The organism is Nibrella saemangeumensis (assembly GCF_039541915.1).
GTDB classification, from domain to species: Bacteria; Bacteroidota; Bacteroidia; order Cytophagales; family Spirosomataceae; genus Nibrella; species Nibrella saemangeumensis.
On sequence record NZ_BAABHD010000031.1, the window covers coordinates 1 to 18,420 of the forward strand.

20 protein-coding genes are annotated in these 18,420 nt (G+C 49.1%); 4 read left to right on the forward strand and 16 right to left on the reverse strand.

Translation table 11 applies throughout. The annotated features are described in order from the left end of the window. The 4 genes from ABD949_RS16285 to ABD949_RS16300 all read left to right on the forward strand — a co-directional run. Positions 1–862 (forward strand): T9SS type A sorting domain-containing protein (locus ABD949_RS16285; RefSeq protein WP_345244917.1); only part of this gene is annotated, 862 nt, incomplete at its 5' end. Positions 863–1,341: 479 nt separating this feature from the next. Then, complete coding sequence (locus ABD949_RS16290) at positions 1,342–2,547, forward strand: T9SS type A sorting domain-containing protein (RefSeq protein WP_345244918.1); 1,206 nt, start codon at positions 1,342–1,344, stop codon at positions 2,545–2,547. Between the two features lie 373 nt (positions 2,548–2,920). Next, positions 2,921–3,553 carry a hypothetical protein gene (locus ABD949_RS16295; protein ID WP_345244919.1) on the forward strand — a complete coding sequence of 211 codons (633 nt, stop codon included), beginning with the start codon at positions 2,921–2,923 and terminating at the stop codon, positions 3,551–3,553. Between the two features lie 129 nt (positions 3,554–3,682). Then, positions 3,683–4,348 carry an outer membrane beta-barrel protein gene (locus ABD949_RS16300; protein ID WP_345244920.1) on the forward strand — a complete coding sequence of 222 codons (666 nt, stop codon included), beginning with the start codon at positions 3,683–3,685 and terminating at the stop codon, positions 4,346–4,348. 791 nt (positions 4,349–5,139) lie between these two features. Here ABD949_RS16300 and ABD949_RS16305 read toward each other — a convergent pair. The 16 genes from ABD949_RS16305 to ABD949_RS16380 form a co-directional block, all read right to left on the reverse strand. After that, the gene (locus tag ABD949_RS16305) at positions 5,140–5,781 is read right to left on the reverse strand and encodes a hypothetical protein (RefSeq protein WP_345244921.1); all 642 of its coding nucleotides are present in this window, start codon (positions 5,779–5,781) and stop codon (positions 5,140–5,142) included. 115 nt (positions 5,782–5,896) lie between these two features. Continuing rightward, positions 5,897–6,913, reverse strand: coding sequence for a hypothetical protein (locus ABD949_RS16310; RefSeq protein ID WP_345244922.1), 1,017 nt, complete (start codon positions 6,911–6,913; stop codon positions 5,897–5,899). A gap of 20 nt (positions 6,914–6,933) precedes the next feature. Continuing rightward, positions 6,934–7,341: a TraQ conjugal transfer family protein gene (locus ABD949_RS16315; protein ID WP_345244923.1), complete on the reverse strand. Its 408-nt coding sequence runs from the start codon at positions 7,339–7,341 to the stop codon at positions 6,934–6,936. Continuing rightward, a complete protein-coding gene (locus ABD949_RS16320) occupies positions 7,338–7,934 on the reverse strand; it encodes a conjugal transfer protein TraO (RefSeq protein ID WP_345244924.1) in 597 nt (198 codons plus the stop codon). The genes ABD949_RS16315 and ABD949_RS16320 overlap by 4 nt, the downstream gene beginning before the upstream one ends. Continuing rightward, positions 7,931–8,881 (reverse strand): conjugative transposon protein TraN, encoded by a 951-nt coding sequence (gene traN / locus ABD949_RS16325; RefSeq protein WP_345244925.1) that lies wholly within the window; start codon positions 8,879–8,881, stop codon positions 7,931–7,933. Before traN ends, ABD949_RS16320 begins: the two co-directional genes overlap by 4 nt. Then, positions 8,878–10,131, reverse strand: a complete 1,254-nt coding sequence (gene traM / locus ABD949_RS16330) for a conjugative transposon protein TraM (protein WP_345244926.1) — start codon at positions 10,129–10,131, stop codon at positions 8,878–8,880. The genes traN and traM overlap by 4 nt, the downstream gene beginning before the upstream one ends. Next, complete coding sequence (locus tag ABD949_RS16335; RefSeq protein ID WP_345244927.1) at positions 10,128–10,445, reverse strand: hypothetical protein; 318 nt, start codon at positions 10,443–10,445, stop codon at positions 10,128–10,130. Before ABD949_RS16335 ends, traM begins: the two co-directional genes overlap by 4 nt. Then, positions 10,442–11,086, reverse strand: a complete 645-nt coding sequence (traK, locus tag ABD949_RS16340; RefSeq protein ID WP_345244928.1) for a conjugative transposon protein TraK — start codon at positions 11,084–11,086, stop codon at positions 10,442–10,444. The genes ABD949_RS16335 and traK overlap by 4 nt, the downstream gene beginning before the upstream one ends. A gap of 2 nt (positions 11,087–11,088) precedes the next feature. Further along, the gene (locus ABD949_RS16345; RefSeq protein ID WP_345244929.1) at positions 11,089–12,270 is read right to left on the reverse strand and encodes a TraJ family protein; all 1,182 of its coding nucleotides are present in this window, start codon (positions 12,268–12,270) and stop codon (positions 11,089–11,091) included. A 25-nt stretch (positions 12,271–12,295) separates the two neighbouring features. Continuing rightward, positions 12,296–14,800, reverse strand: coding sequence for a TraG family conjugative transposon ATPase (locus ABD949_RS16350; RefSeq protein ID WP_345244930.1), 2,505 nt, complete (start codon positions 14,798–14,800; stop codon positions 12,296–12,298). Then, positions 14,742–15,104: a DUF4133 domain-containing protein gene (locus tag ABD949_RS16355; RefSeq protein ID WP_345244931.1), complete on the reverse strand. Its 363-nt coding sequence runs from the start codon at positions 15,102–15,104 to the stop codon at positions 14,742–14,744. Before ABD949_RS16355 ends, ABD949_RS16350 begins: the two co-directional genes overlap by 59 nt. Then, on the reverse strand, positions 15,104–15,430 hold the full coding sequence (locus ABD949_RS16360) for a DUF4134 domain-containing protein (protein WP_345244932.1): 327 nt from the start codon (positions 15,428–15,430) through the stop codon (positions 15,104–15,106). Before ABD949_RS16360 ends, ABD949_RS16355 begins: the two co-directional genes overlap by 1 nt. A gap of 384 nt (positions 15,431–15,814) precedes the next feature. Beyond that, on the reverse strand, positions 15,815–16,336 hold the full coding sequence (locus ABD949_RS16365) for a hypothetical protein (RefSeq protein WP_345244933.1): 522 nt from the start codon (positions 16,334–16,336) through the stop codon (positions 15,815–15,817). Positions 16,337–16,341: 5 nt separating this feature from the next. After that, positions 16,342–16,920 carry a hypothetical protein gene (locus ABD949_RS16370; protein ID WP_345244934.1) on the reverse strand — a complete coding sequence of 193 codons (579 nt, stop codon included), beginning with the start codon at positions 16,918–16,920 and terminating at the stop codon, positions 16,342–16,344. A gap of 3 nt (positions 16,921–16,923) precedes the next feature. Beyond that, positions 16,924–17,415 carry a hypothetical protein gene (locus ABD949_RS16375; protein WP_345244935.1) on the reverse strand — a complete coding sequence of 164 codons (492 nt, stop codon included), beginning with the start codon at positions 17,413–17,415 and terminating at the stop codon, positions 16,924–16,926. Next, positions 17,408–18,175 (reverse strand): ParA family protein, encoded by a 768-nt coding sequence (locus ABD949_RS16380; protein ID WP_345244936.1) that lies wholly within the window; start codon positions 18,173–18,175, stop codon positions 17,408–17,410. The genes ABD949_RS16375 and ABD949_RS16380 overlap by 8 nt, the downstream gene beginning before the upstream one ends. Positions 18,176–18,420: the final 245 nt, after the last annotated feature.

Sequence of the window (18,420 nt, forward strand, 5' to 3'; positions counted from 1 at the left end):
CTTTTGGGGATTAGCCGAGCGACCGTGTATCGCTACTTATCATATCGGCCGGTGGAGGAAGACAAGGCCAAGTGACGGATTTTGTACGAAACTGCAAAACTACCCCAATGGTAACTCCAATACTTTCTCAGCTTCTGCTCCACTCTGGTCAGGATCCTACTATCATTGGGAAGGGTTAAATGGAGCATTAGTAAATGGTAGTACTTCTGTTTATGGAGTAGCTTCAGTTAATGTCTCGCTTACCTCTAATAGAGGCACTGTTAGAGTACGTACGGTAGATCAATGTGGTAATGCAAGTGCTTGGAACGAAAGACAAATTGGTGTACCAGTAATAACCTCAGCAACTGTAAATGGAGGCCCTCCTCAATACCCAAACTATGTAGGTAATCCGGCACAAGTCTATGTTTTTACGGCAGATACTCCACAGGCCACCTCGTGTTCGTGGAGTATATTGAATGGGAATGGTAGCCTCTACCCAAGTAGCTTTAGTTGTCAGGTTTACGCGTATGACTTTGCACAAGTATTTGCTCAGGTTAGTAATGGGTGTGGATTAGGAGATAGTTTTACATTTTATATTAGTAGTAGTTCAGGTTATCTAGCATATCCCAATCCCGCAAACGAAGAACTTACTGTTGAGTTTTCTGACCAAGTGCTAGCAGGTCAGTTTTTAGAGGAAGCTACTTTATACGATGGGAGTAATGTACCAGTCAAAAACTTTAACGTAACTAAAGCTAAAGAGCAAAAGTATTTTAACGGAACAAAGTCCGTCAAATTTGATGTAAAAGATTTAATAAAGGGAACTTATTTTCTACATATAAGAATTGGGCAATCGACATATAAAGAACAAATTTTCATAAAATAATAACTAGTATTTTTGTATCAGTAAAAACCGTAGAAAGTAGAATGAACTTTTGCTTAGATGAACTGCGGCGGAGGACCACTGGGATAGGCCGTTGAGCAAAGATTATGCTTGCAATTGCTCTTCTTCTAAAGCCTCAAATATATCTTTAACATTCACAAAATGTTATGTCGTTTTCAAACATGCTCTTAAATATTAAGTGAATGTAGATAGACTTTACTGTTAAACTTTATTAAACCTCATTTGAGATTTCGATCTTAACTTTTTGCGATTTATCTTACATACAGATAGAATATAAATGGCTTTGTTCTATCTGTAGTAATTAAACATGTGTAACAATATTCAAGCACAAACGCAATTCTCAATAAGTTTAATTTATATAAAAATAGTTAAATCAAGACCTATAAACTGAGGTAATATGCACCTAATATTTTTTAAAATATCGTGCTTCTTCACTTTTCACTTTAAAACGTAAAACGACTATGATAACACAAAAAACACCTGCAATTATTCTATTTATCTTCCTTAGTTTAACTAACTTTATTTCACTAGGGAATCACGTTATAAAAATTCGGTTCTATAACGGTGATTATGGGAATGGTGATTATGTTTATCTTCCATGCCAATCGTTTAATTTTGATGCAGAAGTTGTTTTATATAATAATGCTAACCAACAATATGAAACTTATTATCCTTATTTAAGAATAGACAGCTTCACCAATAATACTACAAACATGTTTTTGTCTACAATGCAGGTACCTGGTTATGTAGGGGTATACAAAGTGCGCTGCACTGTAAATCCTGGCGTTGGTGGAGATATTACTTTTAAATATAATGATATCCACGTCGGCACAGGATACCAATATATTACACTTCATGTTAGGTTTGGGCCAGAGGTAGACTTCTCTTCTATACCTCAACTATATGGGTCAAACCAGACTGGATCAGCGTCTGTTAATGTGATGGGTAATTATGACAATATTATTTGGCAAAGCACTGGTGCCTTAAAAATTAACGGATCTAATTATATTTCTGGTGTAAGTACAAGTGTAAATTTAAGCACACAAGCCTGGGGCGGTTTATTAACCGTCAGAGCTAGCAGTAATCAATGTGGCAGTGGAAGGGAAAAAACAATTGTGATAGGCCCTCCTTATCTGACTACTAAACAAGTTAATTATAGTTCTCCTCAGTACCCAAATTATATTAACAGTTCTGCTTTTTTACAAGTGGCTTCAGATTATACAGCTACCTCATATAACTGGATGATAGATGGAGGGTCCGGTAATATTTCTCCTAACTTCAACAGTTGTAACGCGTACACAAATAATTTTATGAGAGTGAGAGTAGATGCATCCAATCAATACGGAACGGGTGAAAGCTTTACCTTTTATTTACAAAATAGTGAATACTTGGGTTATAGTATGGCTTATCCCAACCCAACAGATGATCAACTCAATATTGATTTTGATTATAATGAAATTGGAGAGGACTTATTGCAGAGTTTAATCATATATGACGATAAAGGCATACCAATTAAAGCTTTTAATATAGATGAAGCAAAGAGAAATAAATATTTTAAAAGTTCAAAGTTAGTTACCTTTGATTTAAAGGACGTAAAAAAAGGAACCTACTTTTTGCATGTGCAAATCGGCCATAAATTAACTAAACAACAGATAATTGTCCGATGAGTAGGAAATAGTTTCCTAAAGAGGATATACAGGTTCATTAGCTAACAAACTATTGAAGATTACAGGAAATCAGGTAAATATGACTTTATAATCAATCGAGTAGGAAGGCTTATTCCTCGTCATTCTGGAATGATAGCATAAAGGAGCCATACGAACACCTGATTTTTAACTTTTCAACCTTAAAAGGTTTGGGAAGATTTTATAATCGGAGTATAATCAATGAAAATATGTATACTTGCGTGAACGAAATATTTTCGACGTTCAGGGTTCTAGTGCGGCGATACAATCCAATAAGGGTCACTGTGCGGCCCTTATTGGGTCTATTGGGCTAAGCGAATACCCTTTAATTAAACTAATTACCAGATTAACTAAAATGATGAATATAATTCGAGTGCTCCTGTTCTATCCTTTTTTTGTTTTACTATTTCAAAATGTCACCGCACAAACAACAACTCGAAACAGTGTAAATGTTGGCCTGAGCTACATGCATTTTAGAAATGATAACTTTAAGGGCATCAGCTATTATAATGAGTACAATCGTCGTCTCAACGATTCATTTACCTTGTCGCCTTCTATGCAGGTGGGCTTCGCTACCGGAAAAATCGCCTTTGGCTATGTTCGCTCTACGGTTGCGACTATAGCCATGGACGCTAATGTATTTTTCTCCCCCATTCGGGCTGGTGGAAGTAAACTCCGCTTTGGAGGAGGTCCATCGCTACGGTTTTTCTCAGACTCCAGATCAGAGGGTTATATCGTTTTTAGAAACTATGACGATCTTAATATAAAACAGGGATTATTTCCTTATGTTCTTTCGCCTATTATTTACACTCGTCCAAACAATTATCTGACAATTGGTTATAGCGTTGTCGCAGAGGCTGAATTTAACCTGTCTACTCGCTGGCTTATTGGTATAAAAGCTACTTATCAGTCGTATCGAATACCTTGGGGAGCGGTTCGTAAAGAATTGATCTACTCAGTGGGTATCAACCTTGGGTACCGATTCTGATAAGCAGGTCTAATCTATACCTGCTTATCAGAAAATAATATTTAGATAGTATTGATGATGAGTTGGCGTTTGGTGTTCGGAAGACTCTCGACTATGCTAACCAATAAAAACTTTCAAAATACACCCGGTATGAAAACCTTAAAATCCTTCACAGTTATTCTCCTATTTGTTTCCTTACTGCTTTCATTTCTGATTCAGGCGCAAGCCCAAAGCCGGTGGTCCGTAGCTCCTACGGCAGGCTCTTTACTGCAATACATTTCTTACAGAGAACCCGGAAACACCTATCATCCCAAATATGGTTCTTTCGTTGGAATAGCTGGTCATTACCAACTTTCTTCTAAATGGTCCCTTTCATCCGGTTTAAGTTATATGAGCCTGATTCGTAATACTGATTCAGAAGAACTGTCCCTCTTTAAAAGATCAAGGAATTTCAATAAATTCGATTATCTCCAAATACCCTTATATATTAATTTTCGGCCTTCTTCTAAACGCTTATCTACCTACTGGACAACCGGTGTTATGTTTGCTAAACATCAGGATGCTTCAATCATTCAATGGATGGATGGAAAAAGAAAGGTTTATGATCTTGATGATGTGTATACCCTCAAGCCAAACCGATTCTATGCTGTAATCGGCATAGGTGCTTCCTGCCGAATAAACGATTATTGGACAATAGTAGCGCAACCTATGTTTAGCTACCAACTGAGCAATGATAAATTCAACCAGTTCATAACTATGGGTAATCAGGTGAGTTATCTGGCCAGCTTTCAGGCACAACTCGCTTATACTTTCTAAAGACGGTAAAGGAGAGAAGGAACCTCGACCGTAAGCAACCTGTTAGTTTGGTAGACCTGTTTCATCTCAATTACACAACTTTTACTTAAAGATAAATAACTAGTCCAGATGGTTTTAGAAAATCGACCAGACACTACTTCCCTCGGTATTCTTAGGGTATATATCTTAAATACCTTGGCCTTTAACTAGTTGGGCAAAGATTCCTTCAAATAGTAACACTTCTTAACTTTGTAGTAATCAATAGCAATAAATGAGACATCCGAAATGTTGATCTAAAGCGTAAGTTAAAAGGCTGGGTGCATCTATCATGTTAAACTTCTCGTCTGTTAATTTTACAGGTGGAGCGTGAACGGCAGAAACTCGCCAACGCGGAAGCAAAAATTAAAGACCTTAGAAGAGAGCTTAATTGCACTCTCCAGATAAACGAACAGGTCTATACACTCAAAAAAGCCGGCAGCAGTACCAGCTTTTTTGTTGCCCGAGGGTTATCTCCGTGCCGGTTCCGTGTTTGTGTGCTTGGGTCATGAACAGCAGACGTATTTTACCGTAAAAAGAGGTATACAAAACAATATTTCTATCAGCTAAAGATACTCCCTGCTTCATTATTGTCATTTCATGAATGGTGAGGCTAGCAGCCTTCGTGAGTAGATGCTAACTAATGGCTAGGTCGGCGGTCTCCCCGCGTAGTGCTGGGCTTTTGCTCCAATGGGTACGAACATGGCTCCTTAATTTTCATGAGCTGGAGGTACACGTTGGAGCGATACTGCTCCGGCACCATTGGAACATTGGCGTCAGTTATTAGCCAGAAGCAGTACATCAAACGTCCCGCTCAGGTTGGGGTTGCGACCTGAAGTCGGGATGCCCATGCCGTCGGCGTACATGACTGCTTGAAACGTACCCTTCACCCGTCGGAGCGTACTGCTGCCCTCAGTTTTAATGACGGTAGATTCGGTAACCGTCAAACTACCCGAATTGGTCACATACACCTGGGGGCCGGGTAGGTTCATTGTCAGATCAGCAATCTCACCTCTGGGTCCGGGTGATTCCTGGATGCCCATTCGGTAAGTTCCCGGCGTCAGGGTGTTCATAATCCGGAGTGATCCGTACGCCCAGTACTGATTTGGTACCGATGTGCGCTCCTTGTACGGCCGCGGCTGACCAACTGTAAAATTAACATAGATATCGTCCTGGCTTATATCACCTAATACGCCTGAATAGGTTTTCGTCGAAGCATTAAGCTGCTCAGGACCTTCAGCTCGCAGGCTTAGTCCACTCCCCTCCACGGTGACCAAGCCCGATCCGGCGTAGCTATCCAGTGACGCCGGCACCCTCAGATATGAGGGCAGTGCCGGCTCCGGATCTTTCCCTTTATTACAAGCCCAGAAGCTGGCTACTAGCACAACCCACAACGCTCCTTTCCTGATGCTTTTCATAGTATTCACGTACGCGTTTTGGAAAGTTTAATACGATTTCCGCAATTTTCCCTACACATAACCGCCTTTTCCAGCTACAGGCCCTATAAACGTATTTAAAAAGCGAGAATGACACTTATTTCTTCGGCCCGTAGAGAATCGCTTCGTTTCGCGGCTGGCTTAATTCGTTATATCGCTTATTGGTTTCCGAGCTTAGGTTCGCGCCCAATGCACTGACCTGCTGGTAGAGCTCCGACATCCGTACGTGCAGCTCGTCAATAATATTTAACCGCTCCGAATCCGTCAGCTTCAGCGTATTGGAATCGTAGTAATCAACGGGTAATTGAAAGTTATCGACGATGCTGCCCACCAGGCCTGCCAGCGCATTCACGTTACCGGTGGCCAGGCCCACCAGCATCGAGCCGGCGTTGGGTACCCCAAACAGCGAACCCACCACATTACCGACAATGGACACGACCTGCTTATTGCCTTCGGCTGTTGCCTTCTTCAAGCCTTCGAAGAACTGTTTATTGAGTTCCTCAATCTTTTGGCTAAGGGCGTCACGATCGGCCTGCGATAGTTTATCCCAGTCCTCCTGTGAATTGACGCCGGCGGCTGATAATGTCGCCTGTATTCGATCCGTAATCTCTTTGGCTTCATTGCCACCGCTGCCACCCGTTATACTGAACGTCGGAAGGGGTGGCAACAAAATAGGCTGGCCAGATTTAAGCACTACGGCCAACTGATCCCCAATTGACTTTGCCTTATCCAGCGCCGTGTTAAGCTGCACAATGTATTTATACGTGAACCCGTTGCCGGCATGGGCCGAAAAACCCGAATTGCCGTTCTCAACCTTCTGAGCCATGCCCACGTATTTGGAGCGATAGGCATAGATGGATTGCTGCATCTGGATAATTTCACCGACTTTGTAATAATTTACCACACCTTTCGACACAATGATCCGGGCGTTAAGCTGACTTACCGTCAGTTTGTTGAGCCGCTCCTGCAGCACCCGAATCAGTTCAAGTTTGGCGGCCTGTTCGGTGTTGGAATCGCCCTTCAGGTTAATAACGGTGCCCCCACCATCCTGTGCCATTATGGTAGAGGTAGACAGCGCTACCAGTATGAGAAAGAGAATACAAAATAGTTTCATAAACAATACAGGAATAGGGATTATGGAACAATTTGAAAGTTTAGCCTCACAGTATCCGGGCGGGTATAGCCCCGCTCCTGCTGCGCAATCAGAATGATCTGACATACCCCCGTTGATTCAGGGGTAAACAACCATTCGGACTGACCCAGCGGCAAGGCTACCGGTACGCGCTGTCGAATGGCCACAGAGTCCCGGTACAGGCGACCAAGCCCTGCCTGTTGGTAATACACCAGTTGGTAGCCCGTTTGCCGGTAGTACGAATCGGTTTTGAGGTCGAGTATGATCCGTTGTGCCTGCCGGCTCTGCATGATATAGTTGCTCGTATAGGCATTGATCTTAACCCGGTAAGGTGCTTCGATGCTGAGGTTTTCCTGCTGACAGGCCGTGGCCAGCACCAGCAGCAATAAGGCAGTGAAAAGCGATTTCATTCGTCAGTAGAGGTTGGAAGAATAAACTTGACACCAATACCCAGATTGAAACGGGTACGCACCACATTAGACCGGAACAGGTAATATTCCTTGGCTCTGGCCAGCAGGATTAGCCGGTCGTTTGCCAGGAACTCGCCCTCTAATGCTACGGTTGGCCCGGCCACCCAACTGGAGCGGTTAATAATCCGAGCACCATCAATCGACGGCTGGCCACCATTGATCTGTTCATAGCCACCCGCTACGCCGAGGCCTGCGTTAACCACCACACTCCGACTGACTCGCCCAACTATCCGGGTATAGATCTCCCCTTCGCCCAGGTACTGGTGAAGGGGTACCCGGCTGATGTCGTAGGCATACTGTTTAGCGTTGAGGTGCGCCCCGGCTTTCCAGTAGGTATACCGCGAACGGTACTGGCTATAGGCGATCCCGGCGAAGTACCCGAAGTTATCCTGAGCGGGTTTTCTGAATCCATCCAGGAAACCGCCTGACAGTTCTACCGCAGATTGCCCTGCCTGGTGGAGTTGTGCGCTCACAGGCAGGGAAACCAGCCCCAACAGGCCAAGTAAGAGCAGACTGATGGCTAAGTTTCTCATAGGGGTTTGGCGGAGGCTAGTTCTTCGGGACCAATGGGCAGCGTCAGCAGTCGAGCCCCCTCCTTTTCGTTGACCTGCACCATCAGCCGCCGGTCTTTTTCCAGGGTCATCCGGTTTATGGCTAATACGCGCGTTACCGTCTTGCGATGAGGTATCGTAGGCTGACCATCATCGAAGATCTTGATCGGCTCGACGATGACTTCCTGTGAGGCTGACGACTCGCCCGCCCGCTTCAACTGCGCCACGTATAACCGCATGAAATCGGGGTTGTAGTCCAATTTGGAGTCATTGTCCAGGCCCAATACCAGAAACATCACATCCTCCGTATAGAGGATATTTTTTAAATACAGCTTCATCCCCTGCGTCTGGTAGCCCACATGCCTGATACGCCGGCGTGACTCCAGGGCCTGCGTGCCCAGGGTATTTAGCTTATCGGCTAGTTTGGCAACTGATCCGGAAGCCACTTTCGCGGATTTGGGCACCTCGGGCGTTTGGCTTAGCCGACTCAGGTCATACGTCAGCACCAACGGATCCTGATCGTACTGCACCCGGAAGCTATAGAGTTTACCATCGGCGGTGATCACCGTTAGGCTGGTACCCAGAAAACTCCGGTTCATGGATTTGATCCGAAACACGTTGCCGGCCTTTTCGACAGCTTCTCCGTAGATATCCTTACTGCCCAAGTCGGCATATTTGATTTCGTGAGGAAAGATTAAATGCGTGGTTTTCGTGTCGCTCACGTGGATGGCATACGATGTGCGGAAGGTTGCCGGGTCTATGGGCTGGCTGTAGGTCGATACACCAACTGGTGTGACGACCGCATCGGCGTACCGACCCGGCGTGGCGACGCCCGGCGTACCGACGCCCGGCTGCACATAGTTGACCTGCGCATACACTTCTCCCAGGCATAGGCTCAGCAGGAACGGAAACAGTACTGTAGTTTTCATTGTGCTTTCAGGTAAAGATTATAGCCGCCCCGCAGCCGGATCATCGGCTGCCGAACAGCGTTGGAGGCATTCATACGGGCCGAATTGAGTACAGAATTAGCCAACGCGCCTACGCCGGGCAGGTTGACGCCCTGAATAGCGGAAGATTGAATCTGGCCGCCCACCTGACGCGACAGACCGGGCACATTCACCCCTGGTGAACCGTCGGTATCATACACATCCAGATCCAGCGGAATCAACTGGCCACCCAACTGCAGGCTGCGCACGGTCAGGATCAGCCGATCCTCGGCCAGTCGGCCAACGGCGTACAGAATAGAATTGGCCGGTACCGTTACACCTTCGACGGTCACTTCCTTCAACAGCCGGAGTTTGACCTGCTGGCCTTCCCGGATGGCCTGGTCTTCGTGTACTACAACCGGTATCATCCAGGCGATGTGCCGGCGGGAATGCTCGCCTGGATTCAGCACCGCGCGGGTTGGCTGGGGGCGATTGCCACCGGTAGGAGCCGTGTAGAACGGACTCTCGTTGTCTGCCTCATCCGACAGCCGGCTCGTGGCCAGCTTATCACTGAGCCGAACCGTATTCGTAGCCGATTGCTCAGACTGCTGGCCTCCGTCTGCCGGAGATGGCAGAGTAGGATGAATCTCCTCGACGACATACTGAGGAGCCTGAGTTGCGGAATAGTTTTCGGATGTCGCTGCGCTTTGCTGAGGGGGGCGGTAGTAGTAGCTTTTTCCGGATCGGTTTCCTCCGGAGGTCGCTGCCATTGCCGCCTGATTGACCTGGGGTGCCCGTTGCGCCGGACGAGCCGCCGGCGTGATCACTGGAGTGGGCTGGGCTACCGGTGAAGGAGTCGCAGGTTGAGGTGCGGCCAGGCTGGAGGCATGCCGTTCAACAGTCGCGGGACTGCTGGCCGGAATCGCCTTGAGTCCCTGTGCTATGGAATCCTGACGGGTATGGGTGAAGCTGGACAGAACCTGCCCACCCTGAGCGGAACCGTAGCCGGGTGTTTCCACCGACCGCGTCCGAATAACGCTGTTTTTGGCCTGGGGCACGCTGGCGTTGAATCCGCCGGCTCCGGGCCTGTCGGCCGCAGCCTCTTCGGCCAGGTAACGTTCGCCCTTGCCTCCGCCCAGAATCCAGAACAGGGCCGTCAGAAAAGGGACGATAATAACCGGGTACATCAGCATCGCTTTGCGCTCCCGGAAAAAAGCAACTTCTGTATGCGTTGCCGAAAGGGCTGTATTCATGGCTTTGTCGGGGTTTGGCTGGAGTAAGTCGCTTTGAGACTATCCAGTTGGTGAATGGTTGCCTGACGGGATGCCTGTTGCTGCAGCATCGATTCTGTAGTTTGCCGGAAGAGGCTTTCCATTGGCTTGATCAGTTGCTCGGGTGTCGCTTTCGGCAGGGGCTCCTGCAGGCGCTGAATTGATCGGGTGAGCTTATAGACCCCTCCCCCACCAAGGACTAGCAAAGCGAGAATGGCCAGTCTGAGCCGGGTGCGGTCAGAGAGGCTCATCAGGTACTCGCCCAGACGTACAATTGGAGTCAGGATCCATTTCAATGGCGCATGCGTTCTTCCAGATCCGTGTTATCCAATACCGCAAACTTCTCAATCAGAAAGCCGTGGGGATTCTCCATCGAACGGCTGACGTTGCGTAGGTACCCGGTGGTTACCAGCCGGCGTACGGTGATATTGGTCAGGCGGATAATCTGCTGACGGCAGAAGGTGCGGAACTGGTAGGGATATTGATTCAGGTCGATCTGGATGCTGTCAACCTGAATCTCCTGCGAGGCCGCAGCCTGAATGAGCTGATTGTAGTAGCCTTTCTCCTTGGTATCCAGGTACAGCCGGCTGACACTCTCATCGGCGTAGGGCAAGGCTTCCCGGATATGCTCCTCGATAGCGTGTGCATCGGGGTCCAGCGTAAAGAACAACTCATGAAACCGCCGAACGTGGTCACGCGCTTCTACCGGCCGGTTTTCCCGGACATCATTTCGTAGGGCTGCAATTAAGCTTTTCCCCTGCTCGACCACATAAATGCGACTTTCCGAATCCGTCTTTACCCGGTAGGCAAACACCAGGCTGGACACGGTGATCAGAAAGAACAGCGCGACACTGGTAAAGGCCAGAATCCGGATGTTACGATAGGAGGTTTCCAGATTCCGCAGCGACTTGAAAAAGGTTTGATCGTTAGAGGCCATAACTAATCAGACGTTTTGGTAATGTTTCGCATGTTGTTGAATTCCTGTTTGGCGGCCTGCCCATAGAAGGAGCCGTAGTTAGCGGCCGTTTTAGCCGCAGCCGAGCCTGCTGCATAGGCCAAGCCTGCCCCCATCATCGCGGCCGAGCCGACACCGCCGGCTACCTGACCCGCGCCGTGCATGACACCGTTGACTGCATTGCGGGCCATTGGACTCGTAGCGGTCCCCATGGAGCCGGCTACCATCGCCGTCGACAGACTCGTTATCCGCTGCAGCGCACCGGCAACGCCTGATGAAGAGATGATGTAGGACGCAATGGTCGGAATGGTGAAGTAGCTCAGCGTGGCTACGATCATGAAGACAATGTAGATCAGCGGTCCACTCTGAGCCTCATCCGGCACGTTATTGGTAATTTCCAGATACTGAAGCGTAATAACCTTACCCTGCAGGTAAGACACGATGGTACCCAGGATATTGGCCATGGGCAGCCAGAGCGAAATCTGCACGAATCGGGCAATCCACATCAGGTGACTATCCTGAAAACCGGTAAAGATGGCAATGGCGAAGGCCAGCGGTCCGATGATGGTGAGCACAATCAGAAAGAAGGACCTCACGGTCATGATCACCAGGCGAGCCGCCAGAAACAAGGCGTAGAAGATATTCTTCAGAAACAGGTCGAAGCCTTCTCGGATATACAGCCGCTGCTTTTCGACAACCAGCGTCAGATACTGACCAATCGACCAGTTACTCAGCTCCTCCCCCATTTCGGCGTCGAGTTGCGCCATGCGCTCCTGAATTTTTTGTTGACGCATCTGCTCCAGTTGCTGAATGCGCGTCACCTGAATGTCGACCATGTTCTGGGTTGCCACCTCTACCGGCCGGATAAGTGCGCCCAGGAAGTCAGTTACCATGGTAAAGTTGAGCACGATAAAGCCGATGGCGAACGGCCGGAGCAATGGATAGACATCAATGGTTTCGGCCCGGGCGAAATGGCCAAGAATGCGAAATCCGATGTAGAAGGTTGCCGCGATGGCGGCAATGGCCGAGGCTACATCGCCCAGGTTCCCCATGCCCTGAAGCACTTCCGTAAACGCGGTTTTGATGGCCGCTTCCATCGACTCAAACTTCTGGTAGAAGCCATAATCGACGTAGGTGCCGGCACCCGGCTGTTGCAGTAAAATCATATCATGAAAAGGTTTATTGTTCGTCTTAGACCGTTTGCGCAGCTTTCATCCGACGGGCGTCGGCAAAGTCAACGATGCCCACCTGAATGTCTCCGCCGTTGGCGATCGTCCGCTGCTGCACTTCCACCTTCTCTTTTTCTTCAGTGGTATAGGCGGCATATTCTTCCAGGCTCACCTCAGTGGCGTACACTTTAGCCCGGGAGCCCAGGGCGATGAACACCTCTTTATACTTCCGGCGCGGATCCAGATCCCGGTTCACGGACAGGATCAGTTGCTTCTGTTTGTCGGAGAGGCCCAGTAGCTGACGCACTTCCTCAAACCGGTGCTGATACTTCGACTGGTCCAGCAGAATCTTACAGTCGGAGTTGTTAATGATGGCGTCCTTGACGATGGTGTTGTTTACGATGTCGTCAATCTCCTGGGTGACCACCAGCGCTTCGCCGAAATGCTTGCGGACGGTTTTGAAGAGGTACTTGATATAGTCTGCCATGGAATCTTTGGCGATGGCTTTCCAGGCCTCCTCAATGACCATCATTTTGCGGATTCCTTTCAGCCGGCGCATTTTCGACACAAAGGTCTCCATGATGATCAGCGTCACCACCGGAAACAGAATCGGGTGATCCTTGATGTTGTCCAGCTCAAAGACGACAAACCGCTTGCCCAGCAGGTCGACGTTCATCGTCGAGTTCAGCAGGTAATCATACTTGCCGCCTTTGTAGAAAGGCTGCATGGTGATGATAAACTGATCAATGTCGAAATACCGGGCTTCGTACTTCTTTTCAGTCAGATAGGCCCGAAATCCATCTTCGGCGTTGCAGTACTCATAAAAGCCATTGAACGAGGCCTCAGCCAGGCCCTTCCGTACGCGTTTGATAAACTCCTCCACCGCATCACCCAAGGCTACCTCTTCGGTTCGGGAGAAGCTTTCAGTTTCCTTTTTCCAGAGTGTCAGTAGCAGCGTATTGATGGAGGTAATCTTATCGATGGTGTAGATACCATCCTCGACGTAGAAGGGGTTAAAGGTGATCGGCTTATTCTCCTCGTAGGTCAGGTAGATGCCGTCTTTGCCGCGGGTCTTTCGCTGCACCAGGTCACAAAGTCCCCGGTAACTGTGCCCCACATCGACTAGCAGAATATGCGTGTCCTGCTCGTAATATTGCCGTACTAGGTGGTTCATGAAAAACGACTTGCCGGATCCGGACGGACCAATCACAAACTTATTGCGGTTGGTCACCCAGCCTTTTTCCATTGGCTCATCAGAAAGATCCACCCAAACGGGTTTGCCATGCCGGTCGCAGAGCCGGATGCCAAAGGGCGACATTGACGATTGGTAGACTGACTCCAGGTTGAAGAAACAGACGGCCTGCTCGGCAAAGGTGTAGAAGGTTTCGTCGAACGGCAGGTCGCCGGCGTTACCGGGTATGCCGGCCCACAGCAACCGGGCCGCATCCATCGTGTTCTGTTTGGGCAAACAGTCCAGCTGCGCGATCGCCGAGGAAGTCCGGGCCCGGAGAAAATCCAGTTGTTCGGGCTTTTCGGTCCAGACCATGACGTTGAAATGAGCGCGGCAAACAGTCCGCTGCTGCTGAATGGCTTCCTGGATGTAGCGTGTAGTCCAGTCCCGGTTAATGCCATTCTCCGAAGAGAATTGCGACAGCGAATTAAGGTTGCGGGCTGTCTGTTCGAATTCCCTCAGAGCGGTTTGGGCATCATCCAGGCAGATGTACTGATTGTACACATGATTACAGGGGAGCATGAGTCCTACCGGCAACACATTCCCTACAGCGAACTGCGTGCTATCCGAAGACAGCGGCCCGTAGCCGGCCATCACATCCACCACCTGAGGCAACGTATCAGCGTCAGACAGCGTAAAGCACAGCACATCTTTTGAGCCAATCCGGACGCGTCCGTCAATATCCCAATCTTCCAGAATGACCTTCTTACGGCCGTCGGGCTGGAGCCGGAAATAATTCGGAATAATACCTTTATCCCCTTTCCCACTCACCAGCTCTTCATCTGTCAACCGGTCGGCCCTGATGCCTCCATCGAGCAATATCCGTTCGAACTGGCTGATTGTATCAAAAAAAGGTTGCAGCTCACGGGGACTGATTTGCTCCCGGGGAACCAGTCGCCGGCGCGTCAGGCTGTGCAGGTTACTTTTCTGTTTTTGGCGGGACTTAGGAAGTTTGCTGATGAACAGGTAGCAGAAGTGGTTGAGGTACGGCCGTTCGACAAAATGGCGCTGAAAGGCCTGCGTCAGAAAACTATCTTCGCCCAGATCGTGGGTGGCCTGATACTTTTCTTCGGTGAACCAATCCTGCTTGTGAATGATGGTTCCCACCGGCAACAGCTTGATGGCTTTAACCAGTGCAGCATGCAGCTGGCGGTAATCCTCGGCCGACTGGGTAAAGATTTCCGGCAGGTGCAACCGAAAGCCGACGGTAATGTCGGCCATTTTAGAGACGATGCAATTATTCTCGACGGCCAGCAAAGGCAGCGCCGTTTCGAGACTTCTGGCGTTTAGTTTCACGGAGCTTGGCGAATGGTTGGGCAGATGATATCACGATTGCCTTGGGTTGATTGCGGGTTGCCTCCAGTTTCAGCAAGCCCGATACACCGTACTTGGCGGACAGCCGCATGCAGTACCAGACCCCACCCAGGATGCAGCTCAGGACGATGAACGTGACCAGGTAGGTGTTGAGGCCCAAAAACCCGTAGAGCACCAGAGCCAATAGCAGGCTGCCAATGACAATGCCGGCGGCCAGGTACAGGTACGTACCTTTCAGTCCCCGGAACTCTACGGGCTTGCCGATGCCTTTGTTGATTTCAAGCATTAGCCGAAGAAGCTTGTCAGGATGGTACCCACCGCGACCAGAAACAGCGCAGCCCCAAACCAGCTCATCACCGCTTTCATCGTATCCGGATCGCCATTGTGAAACTTGCTGTATACCCGGACCGCTCCCACCAGACCAATGACAACCCCTAATGCCAACACAATCGTTTGTGCCGAGGTGGCGTAACTCCGAATTGTCGTGGCCGTGGTGCTCAGTGCACCTGCGCCGTTGCCGGCTCCTGGCTGAGCCAGTACCACACCATGAATACCCAACAGGCACAGCGCCATTGCTGCCCGTAACACCGATTTTTTGGCACGGTTGTACATACGTAAACAGGTTTTAAATAGTGAAATTTAAGTTATATGAAATAAAATATACACATTTTGCATCTAAAGTAATGGCGAAAAAACAAATACTGTATTTTAAGGCTTATAAAATATTTAAAACTTACATTAATTCAGCTAATATATTCATTTACAAAGGATTATTTTTGTTAACTTTTTAAACTTTATGAGGACAAAAGCTTACATATATAGACATATGCGGCACTTCCAGACGCTGAAATATTGCAACTAAATTAAATGTATATACATACTAATGCATAATAAGTATATTTTTATTTTGTAAAATGCAGAAAATGTTATTTTTGGCAAGCAACAAAAAAGGCCAGACAAAGCGTCTGGCCTGGAAGTATCCGGAAGCAGTGGAGACTAAACGGATTCGGCAAACAGCTCATCCAGATAATCCCACCGCCGGATCATTGGCTGAGCTCGCTGCTGGCGTCTCGGCCAAGCGGGTTCATTGACATCTTGAATTAACTCTTTTAACGCAGGATCCTGCGTATGAATCGGCGGTCGGGTCGGGTTTCGCCAGGCTACTACCAGCCGATAAACGATGAACGCTACGGCCGCGGGCATCCAGACGATGCTCCGGATCTGCAGCAGCAGGATCAGGCCGGTGAGCAGTAGCGTGCCGCCCCACATGAGAGCGAAGCGCACCCGGACCTGATTCCACCAGATGAACCGGGATTGCTGGTATGTATGCTCGTCGTAAGCAATCAGCACCTGTAGCAGAGTCCTGGCCACCCCGTGCAGGTTCATTTGCACCAGCGAGCCAATTAGTCCTTCCGACCAGGCGGCTAGCCTGAGCGTCAGCCGGTAGCCGACAAAAAGCAGGCTGGCAAATAAGGCCAGCACGGCGATTCCCCAGAAATCCAGTGTCATCAGGTTCATGTTCATTAACGTTTAAAGGGCATATCACCTAGTATATCATGGCCCAGCTGATTGTTCAGCACCTTGGCAATCCGGGCGGCTGGTTTATCGTCCGGATGGGCCGGCGACAGCGCACCCTGGTCGTTGGTCGTTAACCGCTGCGCTGCGCTGATGATCTCATCGACGGATTGCTCCTGGAGATTCTCACCGGCTACCGCTACGGGCAGACCAAAGATATCGTCGGTAGTGGCAACGGCCGGTCCGCTGATGTCCACCTCTTCTGATTCAGTCCAGGCATTATTCCATTGGTCCGGTGTTTGGCTCGTCTGGGATAATGATTCCTGAAGAGGTTGACTACTAGTCGCAGCCGTTGCCGAGGACGCTTCTGGTTCCAGCGCTTCGTCGTCTGTATAGTCGTTCACCGGGTATAGTCCCTGGTCATCGCCGTCACCAATGCTTTCAGCCGGCGGTACTGGCCGCTGACGATTGGTAAGCCATTCGCGGATGTCCTGCCGGTAATATTTCCACAGCACGTAGCCGTAATAGGGGACTGCCACCAGCAGGATGACTTTCACAAAGTCCCACCATGAGTATTGACTGAGCATGGGTTAGTTTCCTTTCTGTTTGTCACGTTCAAACGTCTGGCGGGCAGGCTCCAGCAGGTTATGCAACACAACCGTCATAGGTTTACCGTGTAGGTAACTCAGATCGCGAAGCAGCTTGTGATGCTCCTCGGTTACCATAATCATCTTGGTGCACCGCAGGTCAGCAGGTGCCGGTTGGGTAACGAGCTCCGTCAAATCAATGGAGGAGGCTGATTTTCGGCTCCGCTCGGTCCTGGATTTCGCTACCCGGGCGGCTTCCGCTGTAGGCGGCTCCTCTCCCACTACCGGCGTTGCCAGTTCTGTTTCCGGACTTTGGTCGGTGTCAGCGGTCGCCACCGGCGTCGGCTCATCAACCTGCGTGGCCGGCGGATCCTGCTTCGATTGATGGACGGGAGTTACTACGGCTGGCAATGGCGGCAGCAGGCCATTGGCCAATTTGCTGGCACGATCGGTAATGTTTTGTTTGGCAACTTCGGATAGTCGGCTCTTAGTCATTTTCTACGGGTGATGAAAGGGTGGAAACCGGAAGCAGGCTTTCTATTTCGGTGAAAAGATCCTTAAGCCCTGAGTTACGCAGGTACTGAGTAGGCATCGGAAACAAGGTGGAACGGTTAGCGGAATCCTGATACGAATCCCGCTGTGGGATCCGGCTTTGCAGACAGGTAAATCCGTACTGCTTAAAGCGCTCCTCCAGCATTTCCACCAGGGTACCATCCCGGGAGTCCTTGTACTTGTTCCAGACAACCCGGCAGCGATCGGCCGGCAGCAGGTCAACCTGTCGAATGGCCATCAGGTAACTGAAGCCGGTGGTGACCGAGAATTCAGACGTTTCCATCGGCACCAGCAGGTAGTCGACTTTGCCCAGCGCTGTTTCGTAGCCCTCCACATCGATGTTACCCGGCAAATCAATCAGCACCAGGCGAACGTTGGCCGGGATCTGCTGGAGTAGCTGAGGTATCGCGGCCGGCTCTCCGCGTAGGACCGGATACTCATCCATAGCCTGGCGATTGAACCGCTCTTTGGTTTCCTCGTCGAGCTGCTCGATTTCCCGAACGCGCAGGTTGTAGACTGACAGCTGAGAGCTATCGACGTCGAGGATGGCAACGGGAATCTGCCGGCGGTAATGCAGCCAGGAAGCAACCAGAACCGATAAGGTGGTTTTGCCCATGCCCCCTTTCTGGGTGGCAAAAGCGAGAATGACAGGCGGGCCGGAATAGGGCCCTTCAGCCGGCGGCTGGGAGGTAGGAGTAGACATGAAGTGGTTGTTTTTGATTAACTGGGGCAAGTATATAATTATCTCTCAAAATATAAAACTAGAGGTCTATAAATTTATAGGCTTTTATATCTAAAGGTCTATAGGCCTATATATAGACTTATAACCCTATAGGTTTTTAAACTTTTATATTTATAGCCCTATAGAGTTATAAGCCTCTATGTATCTATTAATTAAGCTCTTTAGATATTTAGGTTTAGAGAAATAAAGCCCTTTAGTGAAGCGCT